Annotated in this window: 16 protein-coding genes; 9 read left to right on the forward strand and 7 right to left on the reverse strand. The window is 62.1% G+C overall.

The window, feature by feature from the left end; all coding sequences use genetic code 11:
- The first annotated feature begins 6 nt into the window (after window positions 1-6).
- Window positions 7-888: a xanthine dehydrogenase subunit XdhB gene (xdhB, locus tag C816_RS04610; protein ID WP_016321256.1), complete on the forward strand. Its 882-nt coding sequence runs from the start codon at window positions 7-9 to the stop codon at window positions 886-888.
- A complete protein-coding gene (gene xdhC / locus C816_RS04615) occupies window positions 888-1,391 on the forward strand; it encodes a xanthine dehydrogenase subunit XdhC (RefSeq protein ID WP_016321257.1) in 504 nt (167 codons plus the stop codon). The genes xdhB and xdhC overlap by 1 nt, the downstream gene beginning before the upstream one ends.
- Before the next feature lie 124 nt (window positions 1,392-1,515).
- Here the strand turns inward: xdhC and C816_RS04620 are convergent, their stop codons facing one another.
- Window positions 1,516-1,887, reverse strand: coding sequence for a winged helix-turn-helix domain-containing protein (locus C816_RS04620; protein WP_016321258.1), 372 nt, complete (start codon window positions 1,885-1,887; stop codon window positions 1,516-1,518).
- Between the two features lie 219 nt (window positions 1,888-2,106).
- Between C816_RS04620 and C816_RS04625 the strand changes: the two genes are divergently transcribed.
- From C816_RS04625 to C816_RS04635, 3 genes are all read left to right on the forward strand, one after another.
- Window positions 2,107-3,132, forward strand: a complete 1,026-nt coding sequence (locus C816_RS04625; protein WP_016321259.1) for an aldo/keto reductase — start codon at window positions 2,107-2,109, stop codon at window positions 3,130-3,132.
- A gap of 12 nt (window positions 3,133-3,144) precedes the next feature.
- On the forward strand, window positions 3,145-3,582 hold the full coding sequence (locus C816_RS04630; RefSeq protein ID WP_016321260.1) for a WapI family immunity protein: 438 nt from the start codon (window positions 3,145-3,147) through the stop codon (window positions 3,580-3,582).
- 108 nt (window positions 3,583-3,690) lie between these two features.
- A complete protein-coding gene (locus tag C816_RS04635) occupies window positions 3,691-5,415 on the forward strand; it encodes a helix-turn-helix domain-containing protein (protein ID WP_016321261.1) in 1,725 nt (574 codons plus the stop codon).
- An 86-nt stretch (window positions 5,416-5,501) separates the two neighbouring features.
- Here C816_RS04635 and C816_RS04640 read toward each other — a convergent pair whose 3' ends face one another.
- The 4 genes from C816_RS04640 to C816_RS22420 form a co-directional block, all read right to left on the reverse strand.
- Window positions 5,502-5,999 (reverse strand): hypothetical protein, encoded by a 498-nt coding sequence (locus C816_RS04640; protein WP_016321262.1) that lies wholly within the window; start codon window positions 5,997-5,999, stop codon window positions 5,502-5,504.
- 73 nt (window positions 6,000-6,072) lie between these two features.
- Window positions 6,073-7,761, reverse strand: a complete 1,689-nt coding sequence (locus C816_RS04645) for a phosphoenolpyruvate carboxykinase (ATP) (protein WP_016321263.1) — start codon at window positions 7,759-7,761, stop codon at window positions 6,073-6,075.
- A gap of 100 nt (window positions 7,762-7,861) precedes the next feature.
- Window positions 7,862-8,725, reverse strand: a complete 864-nt coding sequence (gene rsmA / locus C816_RS04650) for a 16S rRNA (adenine(1518)-N(6)/adenine(1519)-N(6))-dimethyltransferase RsmA (RefSeq protein ID WP_016321264.1) — start codon at window positions 8,723-8,725, stop codon at window positions 7,862-7,864.
- Window positions 8,726-8,888: 163 nt separating this feature from the next.
- The gene (locus C816_RS22420) at window positions 8,889-9,266 is read right to left on the reverse strand and encodes a DUF3795 domain-containing protein (protein WP_371254352.1); all 378 of its coding nucleotides are present in this window, start codon (window positions 9,264-9,266) and stop codon (window positions 8,889-8,891) included.
- Between the two features lie 154 nt (window positions 9,267-9,420).
- On the opposite strand from C816_RS22420, the gene C816_RS04660 reads away from it, so the two are divergent.
- Complete coding sequence (locus C816_RS04660) at window positions 9,421-9,903, forward strand: GNAT family N-acetyltransferase (protein ID WP_371254353.1); 483 nt, start codon at window positions 9,421-9,423, stop codon at window positions 9,901-9,903.
- Complete coding sequence (locus tag C816_RS04665; protein WP_016321267.1) at window positions 9,897-10,583, forward strand: YjjG family noncanonical pyrimidine nucleotidase; 687 nt, start codon at window positions 9,897-9,899, stop codon at window positions 10,581-10,583. Before C816_RS04660 ends, C816_RS04665 begins: the two co-directional genes overlap by 7 nt.
- Before the next feature lie 257 nt (window positions 10,584-10,840).
- On the opposite strand, the gene C816_RS04670 is transcribed toward C816_RS04665, so the two are convergent.
- The gene (locus tag C816_RS04670; protein ID WP_242832110.1) at window positions 10,841-11,053 is read right to left on the reverse strand and encodes a DUF6774 domain-containing protein; all 213 of its coding nucleotides are present in this window, start codon (window positions 11,051-11,053) and stop codon (window positions 10,841-10,843) included.
- 41 nt (window positions 11,054-11,094) lie between these two features.
- On the reverse strand, window positions 11,095-11,796 hold the full coding sequence (locus C816_RS04675; RefSeq protein ID WP_016321269.1) for a DUF421 domain-containing protein: 702 nt from the start codon (window positions 11,794-11,796) through the stop codon (window positions 11,095-11,097).
- Between the two features lie 589 nt (window positions 11,797-12,385).
- Between C816_RS04675 and C816_RS04680 the strand changes: the two genes are divergently transcribed.
- The gene (locus tag C816_RS04680; RefSeq protein ID WP_016321270.1) at window positions 12,386-12,943 is read left to right on the forward strand and encodes an AP2 domain-containing protein; all 558 of its coding nucleotides are present in this window, start codon (window positions 12,386-12,388) and stop codon (window positions 12,941-12,943) included.
- A gap of 22 nt (window positions 12,944-12,965) precedes the next feature.
- The gene (locus tag C816_RS04685; protein ID WP_040654618.1) at window positions 12,966-13,769 is read left to right on the forward strand and encodes a tyrosine-type recombinase/integrase; all 804 of its coding nucleotides are present in this window, start codon (window positions 12,966-12,968) and stop codon (window positions 13,767-13,769) included.
- Window positions 13,770-13,963: the final 194 nt, after the last annotated feature.

The following is a 13,963-nucleotide window of genomic DNA, read 5'->3' on the forward strand; positions in this document are numbered from 1 at the left end:
CCGCGTATGTATGACATGAAAGCCCTGTATCAGGCGAAGAGCGTCGCCGACGCCGTGGCCCTCCGCCTGGCCCATCCCGAGGCCCAGATCATCGCAGGGGGCTCCGACGTGCTGGTGCAGATGCGGGAGGGAAAACGGGCCGGCGCGGAGCTGATCTCCATCCAGACCCTGGACGAGATCCGGGGCGTGTCCGTGGATGACGACGGGACCCTCCGGATCGGCTCCCTCACCAGCTTTTCCCACATCACCCGGAACCCGCTGATTCAAAAGTATATCAACGTGCTGGGAGAGGCCGTAGACCAGGTGGGGGGCCCCCAGATCCGCAACATCGGCACCATCGGCGGCAACACCTGCAACGGCGTTACCTCCGCCGACTCCGCCTCCACCCTCCACGCCTGGGACGCCGTAGTGGAGCTGACGGGTCCGGAGGGCGTCCGCCGCCAGCCCATCCGCGACTTCTACATCCGGGCGGGCAAGGTGGACATCCGGGAGGGGGAGATTCAGACCGCCATCCTCATTCCGAAGGAGAGCTACAAAAACTGCTTCGGCCACTACATCAAGTACGCCATGCGCAGCGCCATGGACATCGCCACCCTGGGCACCTCCGTCAACGTCCGCCTGTCCGCCGACCGGAAAACGGTGGAGCGGGCCCGGGCTGCCTTCGGCGTGGCGGGACCCGTGCCCCTGCGGGCGGCGCACGCCGAGGCGCTGGCGGCGGGCCGGCCGGTCTCCATGGAGCTGGCGGACGCTTTTGCCCAGGCGGTGAAGGAGGACATCAATCCCCGGGACTCCTGGCGGGCTGCAAAGGACTTCCGCCTCCATATCGCCGTGGAGAGCGCCCGGCGGGCCTTCATCGAATCTGTGAAACTGGCGGGAGGTGAGCTGTAATGGAGAGGCATCAGATCCAGTATCAGACCGTTCATTTCAACCTCAACGGCAAGGACGTGGAGAAGACAGTGGACGTCCGGGCCAGCCTCACGGACATGCTGCGCAACGACTACCACACCCTGTCCGTGAAAAAGGGCTGCGAGGTGGGGGAGTGCGGCGCGTGCAACGTGCTGATCGACGGCGAGACCTTCAACTCCTGCATTTACCTGGCCGTCTGGGCCGAGGGTAAGCAGATCCGCACGCTGGAGGGTCTCATGGGACCGGGCGGCGAGCTCAGCGACATCCAGCAGGCCTTTATCGACGAGGCGGCCATCCAGTGCGGCTTCTGCACGCCGGGCTTCATCATGTCGGCAGTGGAGCTGCTGGAGAGCGGGAAGGAGTACACGGACGAGGAGATCCGCAAGCTCCTCTCCGGCCACCTGTGCCGCTGCACGGGGTATGAGAACATCCTCCGGGCGGTGAAAAAGACCATGTACAGGCGGCTGGGCAAGGAGCTGGGCTGACGCGGCGGCATCCGGGATGTCAATAAAACGGGAGGCGTCAGCCTCCCGTTTTCGCGTCTTCCATGCAGCAGCCGTCAAACTCGAATGTCCCAAATTCGGCGGTGTGGTGCCGCTGCTCGGCACTTCACAGCTCCTCGTCCAGGGTTCGGTAGAACCCAAAGGACGCCTCAAATCTCTCCCGGGCATAGCGGTCCACATCGGTCTGATACGCCCGGTATGCCGCCAGCAGCCGCTCCGCCTCCGGGGTCAGCACCGCGCCGCCGCCGTGTCGGCCGCCGGTGGTGGAGCGCAGCATCTTGCAGCCAAAGACCTCCTCGGCTGTGCGGATGATGCGCCATGCCTTGGAGTAGGCCATCTCCATGGACGAGGCCGCTGCCCGCAGGGAGCGGCGCTCCTGCACCCGCTCCAGGAGCGTGGCGATGCCGGGGCCGAAGCAGCGCTGGTTGTCGTCGGTATAGAGACGGATGGTCAGTTTCAGGTGCAGTTCCCTGTCCATGGGTTTTCCTCGCTTCCCTCTTTTTGATATTTCTGTTCTATCGTTAACAGACTTGAAGCGTATCAGACATACGGCTCCGCAGTGGGCCTTTGGCGCGCTGGTTTTCAACTTTGTTCACTATATCACACTTTCCGCAGTTTGCAAACCCGGCAAAGTATGATAAAATCAGTTCAGGAAAAATCTCCGTCCGATACGGAGAAAAAGCAGGAGGAAAGAGATATGGAAAAGATCCGGCTGGGCCGCACGGAGCTGTACGTCACCAAAACGGCCTTTGGCGCGCTGCCGATTCAGCGCATCTCCAAGGCCGACGCGGTGAAGCTGGTCCGCAGGGCCTACGACAGCGGCATCAACTACTTTGACACCGCCAACATGTACACCGACAGCGAGGAAAAACTGGGCGAGGCCCTCCACGATGTGCGGCAGAACGTGGTGATCTCCACCAAGACCGGCGCCGTGGACAAAAAGACGGCCCTGGCCCACATGGAGCAGAGCCTCCGCAGCCTGCGGACAGACTACATCGACCTCATCCAGTTCCACAATCCGGCAAAGCTCCCCGACATTGAAGACCCGGACGGCGCCTTTGCCGCAGCGCTGGAGATGCAGAAGAAGGGCTATGTCCGCCACATCGGCATTACCAACCACCGCCTGGGCGTGGCGCAGGAGGCCATTGTCTCCGGGAATTTTGAGACGCTGCAGTTTCCCTTCTGCTACCTGACCACGGAGAAGGAGCTGGACCTGGTGGCCCAGTGCAAGGCGGCGGACATGGGCTATATCGCCATGAAGGGCCTCTCCGGCGGCCTTTTGAACAACGCGGAGGCGTGCTACTGCTTCATGCGGCAGTTTGAAAACGTGGTGCCCATCTGGGGCATCCAGAGGGAGGAGGAGCTGGATGAGTGGCTGGAGCTGGCGGAGCGGAACCCGGAGATGACCCCGGAGCTCCAGGCGGTCATCGACCGGGACCGGAAGGAGCTGGCGGGAAACTTCTGCCGCAGCTGCGGCTACTGTCTGCCCTGCGCCGCCGGGATCGACATTCCCCAGGCCGCCCGGATGTCGGCGCTGCTGCGCCGCTCCCCCTACCGGCCCTATATGAGCGACGAGTGGCACGCCAAGATGCACAAGATCGAGGAGTGCGTCCACTGTGACGCCTGCAAGAGCCGCTGCCCCTACGGCCTGGACACCCCCGAGCTTTTGAAGATCATGCTGGCGGACTACGACCAGTTCTACGCCGAGCACCACAACGACTGAGGGGGGGATACCATGCTTTTCAAAAACGAGGACGTGAGCCTGGAGCTGCGGGTTATCAACTATGAGTTTCCCGCCGGCGGCGGCGACCCGGACAGCGACGACCGCAACTGGCTTGTCCTGCGCTGTACCTGGATCAACGAGGAGGGAACCATCGTCAAGGACTCCAACAGCTGCCTTCTAACCTACGAGCTGCGGGAGCTGGCCGCCGGATTGAAGGTGATGAACGCCGGCGTCAGGGACAGCTACGCCAGCGACTTCGTGGACCCCTACTTCGAGGTGGCGGCCCAGACGGAGGGAGAGGCGTTCCGGGTAGATGTGTCCTTCTACCTGCCCAACACCATGGACGGCGACGACACCGCCGAGGTGGAGGCCGTGATGACGAAGGCGGAGATGAAGGCCCTCATTGACGAGCTGGACAGCCTGTGCGAGAAATATCCGGACAGGGAGTAAATTTTGCCGAAAAACCGGGCGCAACCGCCAAAAGTTGCGTCCGGTTGGTTGATTTCAGAGACTTTTTCGGGGTATCCTGAATGAAAATCAGGAATGGAGGAACAATCCATGACCTATGGAGAACAGATCAAGCGGGGGAGAGAGGCGAAGGGACTGACCCAGGAGCAGCTGGCGGAATCGCTGGAGGTCAGCCGGCAGGCGGTGAGCAAGTGGGAGATGGACCTCTCCCGCCCCGCCCGCGGGAAGCTGGCGAGGCTGTCGGAGGCGCTGGAGATCCCGGAGGAGGCCTGGACGGCCATCGACGCTGAGATGGAGGCGGCGCGGCGCCCGAAAGACGCCGCCCGGCCCTGGAAGATCGCCGTTGCGGTATTGGCGGCGCTGTGCCTGGCGCTGGGGGGATTCCTGGCGGCGGGGTGGTGGGCGTATGCCAACATCCGTGTGCCCTCGGAGAGCACCCAGGCCCCTGTCCCGGCAGGGAGCTCCGGCGCTCTGGAGGAGGTTTTTCCGGACCTGCTGCCCCTGAGCGGCCATCGGGACTTCGATTTCGGCGATCAGCCTCTGGGGGAGTACGACCCCGCCTGCGTGTCCTTTTTGAACGACCCGCTGCGGCTGGAGGATGAGAGCCTTTGGCAGGGCAGACTGGAGGGCGGCGGCTGGCTCCAGGTGGTAAAGACCGATCCCCGCCACGAAAGGGGGGAGTCCGGCGATATGGTCACCTTTTATAACCTCTATCTGCTCCATGCCCTGGAGGCCGGAGACGGCCCGCTGGAGTGGAGCGTCCTGACGCGCCTTGTGGAGGAGAACGTCTATCTGGACACATTCGCCGCGGAGAGGTTTGCCAACGTCCTGGGCCATGACGGCTGGAAGCTCTCCATTACAGTGGGGGCCTCTGCCGGGGCGCTGAATTTCTACTTCTCCCAGCGTCCGGACGGCACGCCCTGCCTGCTGACCGTGGGCAATAACGCCCTGGAGGCGGACGTGGACGAGGACGGGGAGCTGGAGATCATCTCTGTGGACGATGTTCCCTTTTATGCGGAGATCATAGACACGGAGGAGGACCAGGAGGGGGCCATGGTCTACACACTGGACCCCTATAATGGCGGCTTTGCCAATGTGGGCCTCTCCTTTGCCCCGGAGAAGGGCGGCTTTGTGGCGGCGGACTCCCACAATGCGGTCCTGGCCCGCTATGTGCTTCGGGACCGCGGGCTGGAACGGGTGCCGCTGACGGACTTCACCGTCCTGGACTACCCGGACGCGGCAGGGACGCGGATCGAGTTCCAGACAGACGTGGAGGGCCTCTCCGACGGCCTGGACCCGGACGACGTGCTGTACGGCACCCAGTACCGCATTACCCACCGCCAGCAGGCGTATCTGGCCCTCCAGGAGCTGTATGAATTGACGGGCTTGAAGGTGGACTTCTGTTACTGTACCGCCAACGAGTACGGCGTGCTGTTCTCCCTGCTTCCGGAGGGGTTCAACCAGCGGAGCTTTTTCACCGCGGACTTCGGCGAGAACTACGGCGGCCGGGGGGTTCCCCAGTTCCGTATCGCCTGGCGGGAACTGGACAACGACTGGTCCCCCCTGTCCCTGGCGGAATCGGCTATGCCGGGGTCGTGGGTCCCGCCGGAGACAGTCCTCGGCTGGTACTATGACCGTTTGAGCATCTTCCGCACCGGCGAGGCGGCCGTGGAGACGGATGGGGACTTTTCGGAAGAACGGAAGCTGTACCTGGAGAACGGAGACCTCTTTGTGGGGACGCTTTGGGAGACAGACTGGGGCCCGGCTTTGGTGTGCCTCATCGGTCCCTACCCTGACGGTGAGATCAACCACTGAAAAAAGCGCGTCATTCCCCCAAGGGAATGACGCGCTGAACTGCTAAAAAGGCCTTTTTACAAGCTGACTGCAATTTTCGGAACGTTTTAAGACGCTGAAAACATTTTCCGTTTGCTCAAGACCAGATAGAGATACGGCGTAAAAAGGCCGGGAATCGCCAGTGGCACCGAAACCGTGTCAAAGATGCGGAATAGCAGCTGGTCCACCCAGGTCTTTCCATCTGCCAGGGCGTAGAGCCGGTAGATCCATATGGAATAGCCGTCCATGGCCTGGCTGAGCTGCTCCGCCGCCAGCAAAACGGCGTAGACGATAACCACAATGGTTGCGGAGGCAAAAATCTCCCGCCGGGTCAGTCCCCGGACAAAACGCCAGCCGGCCCACCAGAACAGCAGGAAGGAGAGCACGGCGATGATCTCCGTCACATAGCCGGTGGTGAGGACGAAGGTCCCGTCCGGACCGGGGCCTCGCGCGATCTGTATGCGTCCCCAGACAAGGCCCAGGAGGTACGAGAGCATTCGGCAGAAAATACCGACGCCGCTCAGGACCAGGGGGACCCGCCAGATGGGCCTCTTCCAGCTTTCCATCAGAGAACCTCCTTTTGAGCAATAGAGGGCAGACCCAAGGGTCTGCCCTCTATATGAAGCGATGGTGCGGTGCTTACAGGGTGTTGGCCTCGTCCACTACCTTCTTGATGGCGGCGGCGGCGTCGTCAGGCAGCACGTTGAAGCCGCCCTCGGCCTCTTTCAGGCCCTCCACATAGCTCAGGCGGTCCTGCATCCGGGCCTTCAGCTGAGCCACATAGTCCTTATCGGTCAGGTCGGGTACAAAGCCCTCCCACTCGAAGATCTCGATGTCCTCGAAGGGGCCCCACTTCTTGAACTGGGCCTTGCCCTCCACAACGGCCTCCAGGACGCCCAGGGTGTCCTCCTTCTGGACCTTCTTGCCCATGAAGTCGCCGGTGTTGATGATATAGCAGGCCACGTCCTTCTCCGCCACCAGTTTCTTGAACTTCTCATAGTCGTTCACCAGAGGATAGGTGCGGAAGGGGTTGGCGTAGGGCTCCACCACCAGGGCGTTGGGGTCCACGCCGGCCTTGAGCCGCTCGGCGCTGGAGCGCTTGGTGGCCAGGGTTGCGCCCATGACGGAGGCCAGGGAGGCGCCCTTCAGGCGGACAATGGGGGGAATGGTGGGGTCCTTCATGATCCAGAAAATGGCGTTGACGGGGGAGTCGATCTTGTCCACGCGGTTGGGGGACCACAGCTTGCTCTTGATGGCCCGGCCGTTGCCGTTGCGCACGTCCTCGGTGACCAGAACAATCTTGCCGTCCTCGTCCAGAGTGGCGGAGCAGTTCTGGGCAGTGAGCAGGTACTTGTTGTCCTCAGAGGGCACAGGATAGTCGGCGGTCTTGTCGAAGTAGGTGGGCTCCAGGGCAATGGAGGCGCAGGTGTCGGAGTTGATGATGAAGGCGTCGTCGTGGAGCACCTTGATGGAGGGGTACTTGCCGTCGTGCTTGGCGTGGGTCAGGGTGGACTTGCCGGAGCCGGACAGGCCGAACACCGCCGCCACGTACTTGCTGCCGTCGGACAGCGTGTACTCCTTCTGACCGCCGTGGCAGGAGGCGTAGCCGTTGCGGTTGGCGATGGCCCAGGCCAGGGTCAGGGTGCCCTTCTTGTGCTCACCGAAGTAGCGCATACCGAGAATGGCGGCGCAGTTGGTCTCGGTGTTGAAGTAGCAAAGGCACTTGGGATCGCAGATGTCCTCGCGGCCCGGCGCGCCGGTCCACTGGGGATCGGAGAAGATATAGATGTCGGCCTCCTTGCCGTCTCCCACGGGCTTGGACTTCTTGTACATCTTCACGTACTCGTCGGACTGATACTGGAAGTTCAGCATCCAGTTGTAGAGGAGGTTCTCCTCCCCCTCGGGAATCAGGAGGTGGGCCTTCACCATGAACTCGGGGTCCAGGCCGATGAAGACCTCGGCGTGATACATGGTTTTCCAGCGGGTGTCATAGATGGCGTCCATGACGATCTTATCCAGCTCGGTGGTGTTCACGCCGGGCTTGCCGGTGATCCGGCGGGCGGGGGCGTAGCGGCCGGTGATGGAGCCGTCGTTGAACAGCAGGACCTTGGCGTCCGGCTCCAGGCCGAACTCCTCGCCGCGGTAGACGGGCATGTCGGTGACCACGGTGCCGGGGGAGTTCTTGGCCATGTCATAGGCCTCCCGCAGGGAGTTGATCTTTACCACATTGTTGCCGTAGAACGGCGCTTCGATGATGGAGCGGGTCTTGGAAAAACCGACCTTTCCAGGCCCGATTTCAGTTCTGGGGTAGTAAGCTCTTGTGGACATAAAAAACTCCTCCTGTTGAATTGGTTTTCTATTCTGGAAAATGGCGCCGATTTGGCTATATCATACCGCACTCTTTTGAAAAATGCAAGGGCGAAAACGATTAAATGCGGGGTTTTTCCCGGAGCGCCTCCGCCAGGGCGGCGAAGTCTGAAAGCTTCAGCCGCTCTCCCCGCACGTCCGGCGGCAGGCCGCAGCGCTCGATGGCGGATTGGAGGGCCGGCTTGTCCCATCCCGGCAGGGCGGCGGAGAGGCTGTTGACCAGGGTTTTCCGCCGCAGCAGGAAGGCCCCCCGCAGGACCTTGAAGAAAAACGCCTCGTCGGAGACCTCCACGGCGGGACGGTCCCGCCGGACACACCGCAGCACGGCGGAGTCCACCTTCGGCGCGGGGAGAAATTTGTCCCGGGGCACCTCGAAAAGCGCCTCCACCTCCATGTAATATTGCAGAAATAGGGAGAAGGCGCCGCCCTCCGGAGAGCCTTGAGGGGCGGAGAGCCGCTGGGCAACCTCCTTCTGGATCAGCACCGTGACGGATTGGAAGCAGGGAGTTTCCGCCAGCTTCTGGAGGATGGAGGAGGTGATGTTGTAGGGCAGGTTGGCGCAGACGATGGGCGTCAGCCCCTGAAACTTCTCCGCCGCCAGGGCGGCCAGGTCCAGCCGCAGGGCGTCGCCCTGGAGGATCTCCACGTTGGAAAAGGAGGCCATGGTCTCCGCCAGCACCGGCAGGAGGGTCCTGTCCAGCTCAACGGAGACCACCTTCCCGGCCCGCCGGGCCAGCTCCGCCGTCAGGGGGCCGATACCGGGACCGATCTCCAGCACGCCGCAATTTTCATCCGCGCCGGAGGCCGCGGCGATGTCCGCCGGGATCTGAGGATCGATGAGGAAGTTTTGCCCCATGGACTTGGAGAAGCGGAAGCCGTGCCGCTCCAGCAGGGCGCGGATGGTGTCACGGTCACAGAGGTTCATAAAAACGCCGCCTTTCGGGAGATGTGGTTGTGCGCCTTGATTTTTTCGGAAAACGGCCCGCCGTAATTCCATGTTCAGATTGGCGGCATGCGGAGCCGCGCTGCGGGATATTCGCCTTCAATGGCGCGGTCATTTTTGCGGGGCATGTCTGATGAACAGGAAATCAGCGTTTTCCGGTCTTGATGAACGCGATCAGCTGCTCGGCATCGTCAAAGTCGTCGTAATCTCCAACGATTCCTTCGCGGTGATAGACGACGCCCCTGCCTTCATTTTCTTCAAGGCAGTCCAGCAGTCTGTCCATACCGTAACGCTTGACAAACAGTGTGAAAGCATATGGTTTTATCTTGCTTAATAACCCTTTTTTACAGTCCTTCTCGCAGGCGAAACAATGCGAAAGCCCTTTTTCGGCAGAGCATCTCCTGTTTTCACATTGGGTGATGCCGGGGCAGCTGTCTGAATGGCAGCCGCCGCATTCCGCATTTTCTGAGCACAGGCAGCAGGCAAGCCCGCAGCGGGCGATTCCCAATTCTCGTCTCATCATACCATCCCATTCTCTGTGCCGATTCCGGCTTATCGCTCCAATTCTACCACAGGATCGTGTTCGATTCAATCTGTCTTTTTGAAATCGCCAGAGCTTTCGGATAATGCTGTCATTTGGAAACAGAACCCCGCAAAGCCCGGTTGACCGAAATCCCATGGACTGGTATACTGGATACAAAAGTGCGGAACGGAGGCGGCAGATGATACGGGTATTTCAAACGGGAGACCTGGAGCGGGTGGCGGAGATCTGGCTGGAGGCCAACGCCCAGGCCCACAATTTCATCTCCAGGCAGTACTGGGAGGGACAGCTGGAGACGGTGAGGGCCCTGCTTCCCCGGGCGGAGCTCTATGTCTGGCAGGACGGGGACGGCGCGGTTCATGGGTTCATCGGTCTGAGCGGGGAGCATATCGAGGGGATTTTCGTCTGGCCGCCGGCCCAGTCCCGGGGCATTGGAAAGGCGCTGCTGGACCGGGCCAAGGCCGCCCATGGCCGCCTGAGTCTGAACGTGTACCGGAAAAATGACCGGGCCGCCGCCTTTTACCGCCGGGAGGGCTTCCGGGTGCGGGAAGAGGGCGTGGACGAAAACACCGGGGAGCCGGAGCGCCGGATGGTTTGGGAGGCGGACGGAATATGCTGAAAACAGTCTTTTTGGATCTGGACGACACCATTTTGGATTTTGCCCGGGCGGAGGCCGCGGCCCTGCGGCGGGCGCTGACGGAGGCGGATGTGCCGGTGGACGGCGCCGTTCTGGCCCGCTACCATGCCATCAACGCCGCCCAGTGGGAGCTGCTGGAGGAGGGGGCGCTGACCCGGGAGCAGGTGCTGCTGGGCAGGTTCGACATCCTCTTCGGAGAGCTGGGGCTGGTCCGGCCCGCCGGAGAGATCTGCCGGCGGTACGAGGAGTATCTGGGGGAGGGGCATTGGTTCATCCCCGGGGCGGAGGCCCTGCTGGAAGCCCTGGCGCCCCGGTACGACCTGTATCTGGCCTCCAACGGCACCGCCGAGGTGCAGTACCGGCGGCTGGAGAGCGCGGGGATCAGGCGGTATTTCCGTGGGATCTTCATTTCCCGAGAGCTGGGGGCGGACAAGCCCAGTTCGGTCTTTTTTGAGCGGTGCTTTGCCGCTGTCCCCGGCTTTTCCAGGGCGTGCGCCGTCATGGTGGGGGACAGCCTGACCTCCGACATCCGGGGCGGCAGAGACGCGGGGCTCCGCACCTGCTGGTTCAACCCCCACGGGAAGCCGACCCGGGCGGACATCGTCCCGGACTATGAGGTCTCCGCACTGGAGCAGCTCCCGGCCCTGCTGGAGACGCTGTAAGCCCTTTTTTCGGACGCTGCAAACGCGATGCCGCACGCCCCGGCGCACTTTTGTGCGCCGGGGCGTGTGCTTGCCGCCGGTTTTCAAACAGACTCTAGGGCCTCTGTGAGCAGGTCCCAGGGGCCGCGCGGTTCAAATCGGGGATTTCCAAAACCCGTGAAGAACGCTGAAAACCCGCGGCAGCACGCCGAAAGCCCTCTCAACACGCCGCCGCCCCGGAGACCGCGGTCTCCGGGGCGTTTTGTGCGCAGATCCATTCAATTTCCCGGCAGACCTCCGGCGGCCGGCGGCGCGCACCGCTCCCGCTGAGCGGCGATGGTCTCCAGCGTATCTCCCAGCTGGGTCAGGATCGCCGCCGTCAGTCCCAGGTCCGCATCGTTCAGCCGGGAGGCGATGGCCACCGCCAGGGTGTTGACGGAGGTGGTCAGGGCCAGGGGATCACAGCCGCTGTTATTCATAGTATCACCCATGACAGGATATGAGAGAACGGGCCGAAAGGTGCAGGGGACAGTCACGGCGTTCTCTTGTTCATAGGAAATACCGTCAGCTTCTCGTTTCCGTCCCACACCGCCAGAAAGACCTCCTCCTCGTTCTGATACCCCTGGCGGATGAGGGAGCGATGGACCCAGGCCTCCTCCTTTCCCGCCTGGCGGATGTTGTCCCGCAGCAGCTGCCCGTCCATGATAAAGGGCGTTTGCAGATTGGACTGTTTGGGGGACAGGTCCAGGTCCGTGGGCGTGGCGGGACGGTCCTTCTCCTTGGGCAGGAAGCTGACAGAGCCGTTGTGTTCCAGCACCGCCGTCTGGAGCTGGCTCAGGTCGAACCAGCCGCCGATGCGGCAGTAGGTCAAAAACTCGTTCAGGTCCAGCTTGGCCTTTTTCAGATTTTTTCGGTAGATAACGCCGTCCTCCAGCAGCACCAGGGGCTTTCCTGTGATCCAGGCCCGAAGCTTCAGGGATTTGCAGGTGATGATGGAGATCAGCACGGCCACCAGCCCGTAGACCACCATGGCGGTGAGGGGCTTGACCGGCTCCTCCAGCTCCGTGGCCAGTTCCGCCGCGATGGAGCCCACGGTGATGCCGGTGACGTAGTCGAACATGGTCATCTGGGACACCTGTTTGGTGCCCATCAGCTTGGTCAAAAGGAACATCACCACAATAGACAGCAGCGCCGTCAGCGCGGTGAGCCCCGCCTGGGGCAGGATCTCTGACATAAAAAAACCTCCCGTGGCATGTTTGGGATAGTGTGCCGCGGGAAGTGCCATTTTATTTCCAAATCAAAGATTTTCCCCGCGGCTTTTTGAGGCGGCGGACCGTACGCGCTTTTTCAGTGGAGCCGTTTGCGTAAGACAGACGTGCGGATTTGTGGGCGATTTTTCACCGTGCCGGCGGAGGGAAATGCCAGGGCAAATCAGAGCAGCTCCCCAAATACTGAGAAAAGTTCAGCAGTCCGGGAATTGCATGACTGCGTCGCTGTCCTCGATTCCTTTTTTCTCATTATCTTCGGGAACTGCTCCAAAAGAAGGTTATGCAGCCCGGGGCTGGAGCACGGACGGCGCCGTTCAAAGGCTCCCCGCCGAGGGAGAACGTGGGGGCTTTTCAAAATCAGAGGCGGGGGCCTTGCAGAAATGTGTACATTTCCGCAAGGCCCCCGCCTCTATCAGTTTATTATTGATGATAGCACAAAAGTTCCGAAATTTCAACACTTTGACGGAGAATTTTTCCTTCCGCACCCGCCTTGCGGAAATGTACACATTATTGCGGGCGTCCGTTTTTCAGATAGGACCGGGAGGTGTTGGAATCATGGGGCGAAAGAGCCTGCCCAGCCAGTCTGCGGTCCAGAACCGGGTCTTTTCCGGTCAGGCGGAGGCCGTGGGCGAGAAGAGCGGGGGCCACAGCCGAAAGAAGATCGACCTGACCGGCCAGCGGTACGGAAAGCTGACCGTGCTGGCGCCGGCGGAGAACGTGGGCAGCCGGACCGCATGGCTGTGCCGGTGCGACTGCGGGCAGGAGACAGTGGTCCGCACCAACCGTCTGCGCAGCGGACACACCGCCAGCTGCGGCTGTCTTGCCGCCGGCAGGGCGGAAGGGCTGCCGGGGCTGACCTATGTGGACGGCACCTGTGTGGAGATGCTGGCGGCCAAGACCGTCCGGAGGAACAACACCAGCGGCGTGCCCGGCGTGGACTGGCTGGCCGCCAAGCAGCGCTGGCGGGCCATGATCTGCTTTAAGGGAAAGCGGCACTATCTGGGCAGTTACGCCCGTTTTGAGGACGCCGTGAAGGCCCGGAAGCGGGCCGAGGAGGCGCTGCACGACGAATTTCTGCGGGAGTTCGGCAAGGGAACGGAGAAGGACGGATAGCGGGCGTGTGGAGGTGTTGGCTGTGGCGGAGGAGATTTTGACGCCGGAAGTCATTGAGGAATTTCTGACCAGCCAAAAGCGTCGGGGGATCGGCCCCGCGTCCCTGGAGGCATACCGGCGGAATTTGAAAAAGCTTTATGACTGCCTTCCGGAGGAGAAGCGGCTCACCCCGGAGACGGGCCGGATGTGGAAGGAGCGGATGGAGGCCCAGGGGGTCTCCCCCCGGAGCGTCAACAGCCGGCTGTCGACATTGAACAGCCTGTGCGACTTTTTGGGCCGCCGGGAGTTTCAAATCTACGACTTTCTGAAAGAGCAGGAGATTGTCCAGCCGGAGCTGACCAGGACGGAGTATCTCCGCCTGCTCCAGGCGGCGAAGACGCAGGAGAAAGAAAAGGTTTACCTGTTGGTCAAGGTGCTGGGCGGCGCGGGCCTGCGCATTCAGGAGCTGCCTCAGCTGACGGCGGAGGCGGTGCGGGCAGGCGCCGTGGAGTTGCGCTACCACAACGACCGCTGCCGCCGCGTCCTGCGCATTCCCGCAGAGCTCCAAAGAGAGCTGCTGGCTTACATCCGGCGGGAGGACATCGCTGACGGTCCCGTCTTTCGGACGGCGGCGGGCTCGCCGATTGCCCGGACTTACGCCGTGAAGCTGCTGCGGAGCGTCAGCGGCGCGGCGCATGTGGAGGCGGAGAAGGCCACGCCCCGGTGCCTTTGGAATATGTACTGCGCCACGCGGGAGACGATTCTCGGCAGCATCTCCGTTTTGGCGGACCAGGTCTATGACCGGATGCTGGAGCAGGAGCAGCGGACAACCGGCTGGAATACCTGACACGCGCTGTCCGGGGCTGTGGGGCGATGAGGACAGGGGCGCGTCTCCGCGTTGAAAGCCGGCTTTGCGGGCGGCATGTTGCGCCAAAGGAGGAGCGTTCTCTTCGCAGATTTTATGCAGGGGCCGGGCTCTGTCCCGGCCTGTCCGCCGGAAATCCGGCGTTTTCGGAAAAACGGGCGGGGACAGAGCCCCGC

Origin of the sequence: Oscillibacter sp. 1-3, from assembly GCF_000403435.2 — a bacterium.
Classification (GTDB): Bacteria; Bacillota; Clostridia; order Oscillospirales; family Oscillospiraceae; genus Oscillibacter.

Excerpts from the sequence above, each read along its gene's own strand:
- C816_RS04675 (WP_016321269.1), bottom strand. The coding sequence starts at position 11,796 with ATGTCAGAGATCCTGCCCCAGGCGGGGCTCACCGCGCTGACGGCGCTG.
- xdhC (WP_016321257.1), top strand. The coding sequence starts at position 888 with ATGGAGAGGCATCAGATCCAGTATCAGACCGTTCATTTCAACCTCAAC.
- rsmA (WP_016321264.1), bottom strand. The coding sequence starts at position 8,725 with ATGAACCTCTGTGACCGTGACACCATCCGCGCCCTGCTGGAGCGGCAC.
- C816_RS04660 (WP_371254353.1), top strand. The coding sequence starts at position 9,421 with ATGGACTGGTATACTGGATACAAAAGTGCGGAACGGAGGCGGCAGATG.
- C816_RS04630 (WP_016321260.1), top strand. The coding sequence starts at position 3,145 with ATGCTTTTCAAAAACGAGGACGTGAGCCTGGAGCTGCGGGTTATCAAC.
- C816_RS04670 (WP_242832110.1), bottom strand. The coding sequence starts at position 11,053 with ATGGGTGATACTATGAATAACAGCGGCTGTGATCCCCTGGCCCTGACC.
- C816_RS22420 (WP_371254352.1), bottom strand. The coding sequence starts at position 9,266 with ATGATGAGACGAGAATTGGGAATCGCCCGCTGCGGGCTTGCCTGCTGC.
- C816_RS04640 (WP_016321262.1), bottom strand. The coding sequence starts at position 5,999 with ATGGAAAGCTGGAAGAGGCCCATCTGGCGGGTCCCCCTGGTCCTGAGC.
- C816_RS04620 (WP_016321258.1), bottom strand. The coding sequence starts at position 1,887 with ATGGACAGGGAACTGCACCTGAAACTGACCATCCGTCTCTATACCGAC.
- C816_RS04665 (WP_016321267.1), top strand. The coding sequence starts at position 9,897 with ATGCTGAAAACAGTCTTTTTGGATCTGGACGACACCATTTTGGATTTT.
- C816_RS04635 (WP_016321261.1), top strand. The coding sequence starts at position 3,691 with ATGACCTATGGAGAACAGATCAAGCGGGGGAGAGAGGCGAAGGGACTG.
- xdhB (WP_016321256.1), top strand. The coding sequence starts at position 7 with ATGTATGACATGAAAGCCCTGTATCAGGCGAAGAGCGTCGCCGACGCC.
- C816_RS04680 (WP_016321270.1), top strand. The coding sequence starts at position 12,386 with ATGGGGCGAAAGAGCCTGCCCAGCCAGTCTGCGGTCCAGAACCGGGTC.
- C816_RS04645 (WP_016321263.1), bottom strand. The coding sequence starts at position 7,761 with ATGTCCACAAGAGCTTACTACCCCAGAACTGAAATCGGGCCTGGAAAG.
- C816_RS04625 (WP_016321259.1), top strand. The coding sequence starts at position 2,107 with ATGGAAAAGATCCGGCTGGGCCGCACGGAGCTGTACGTCACCAAAACG.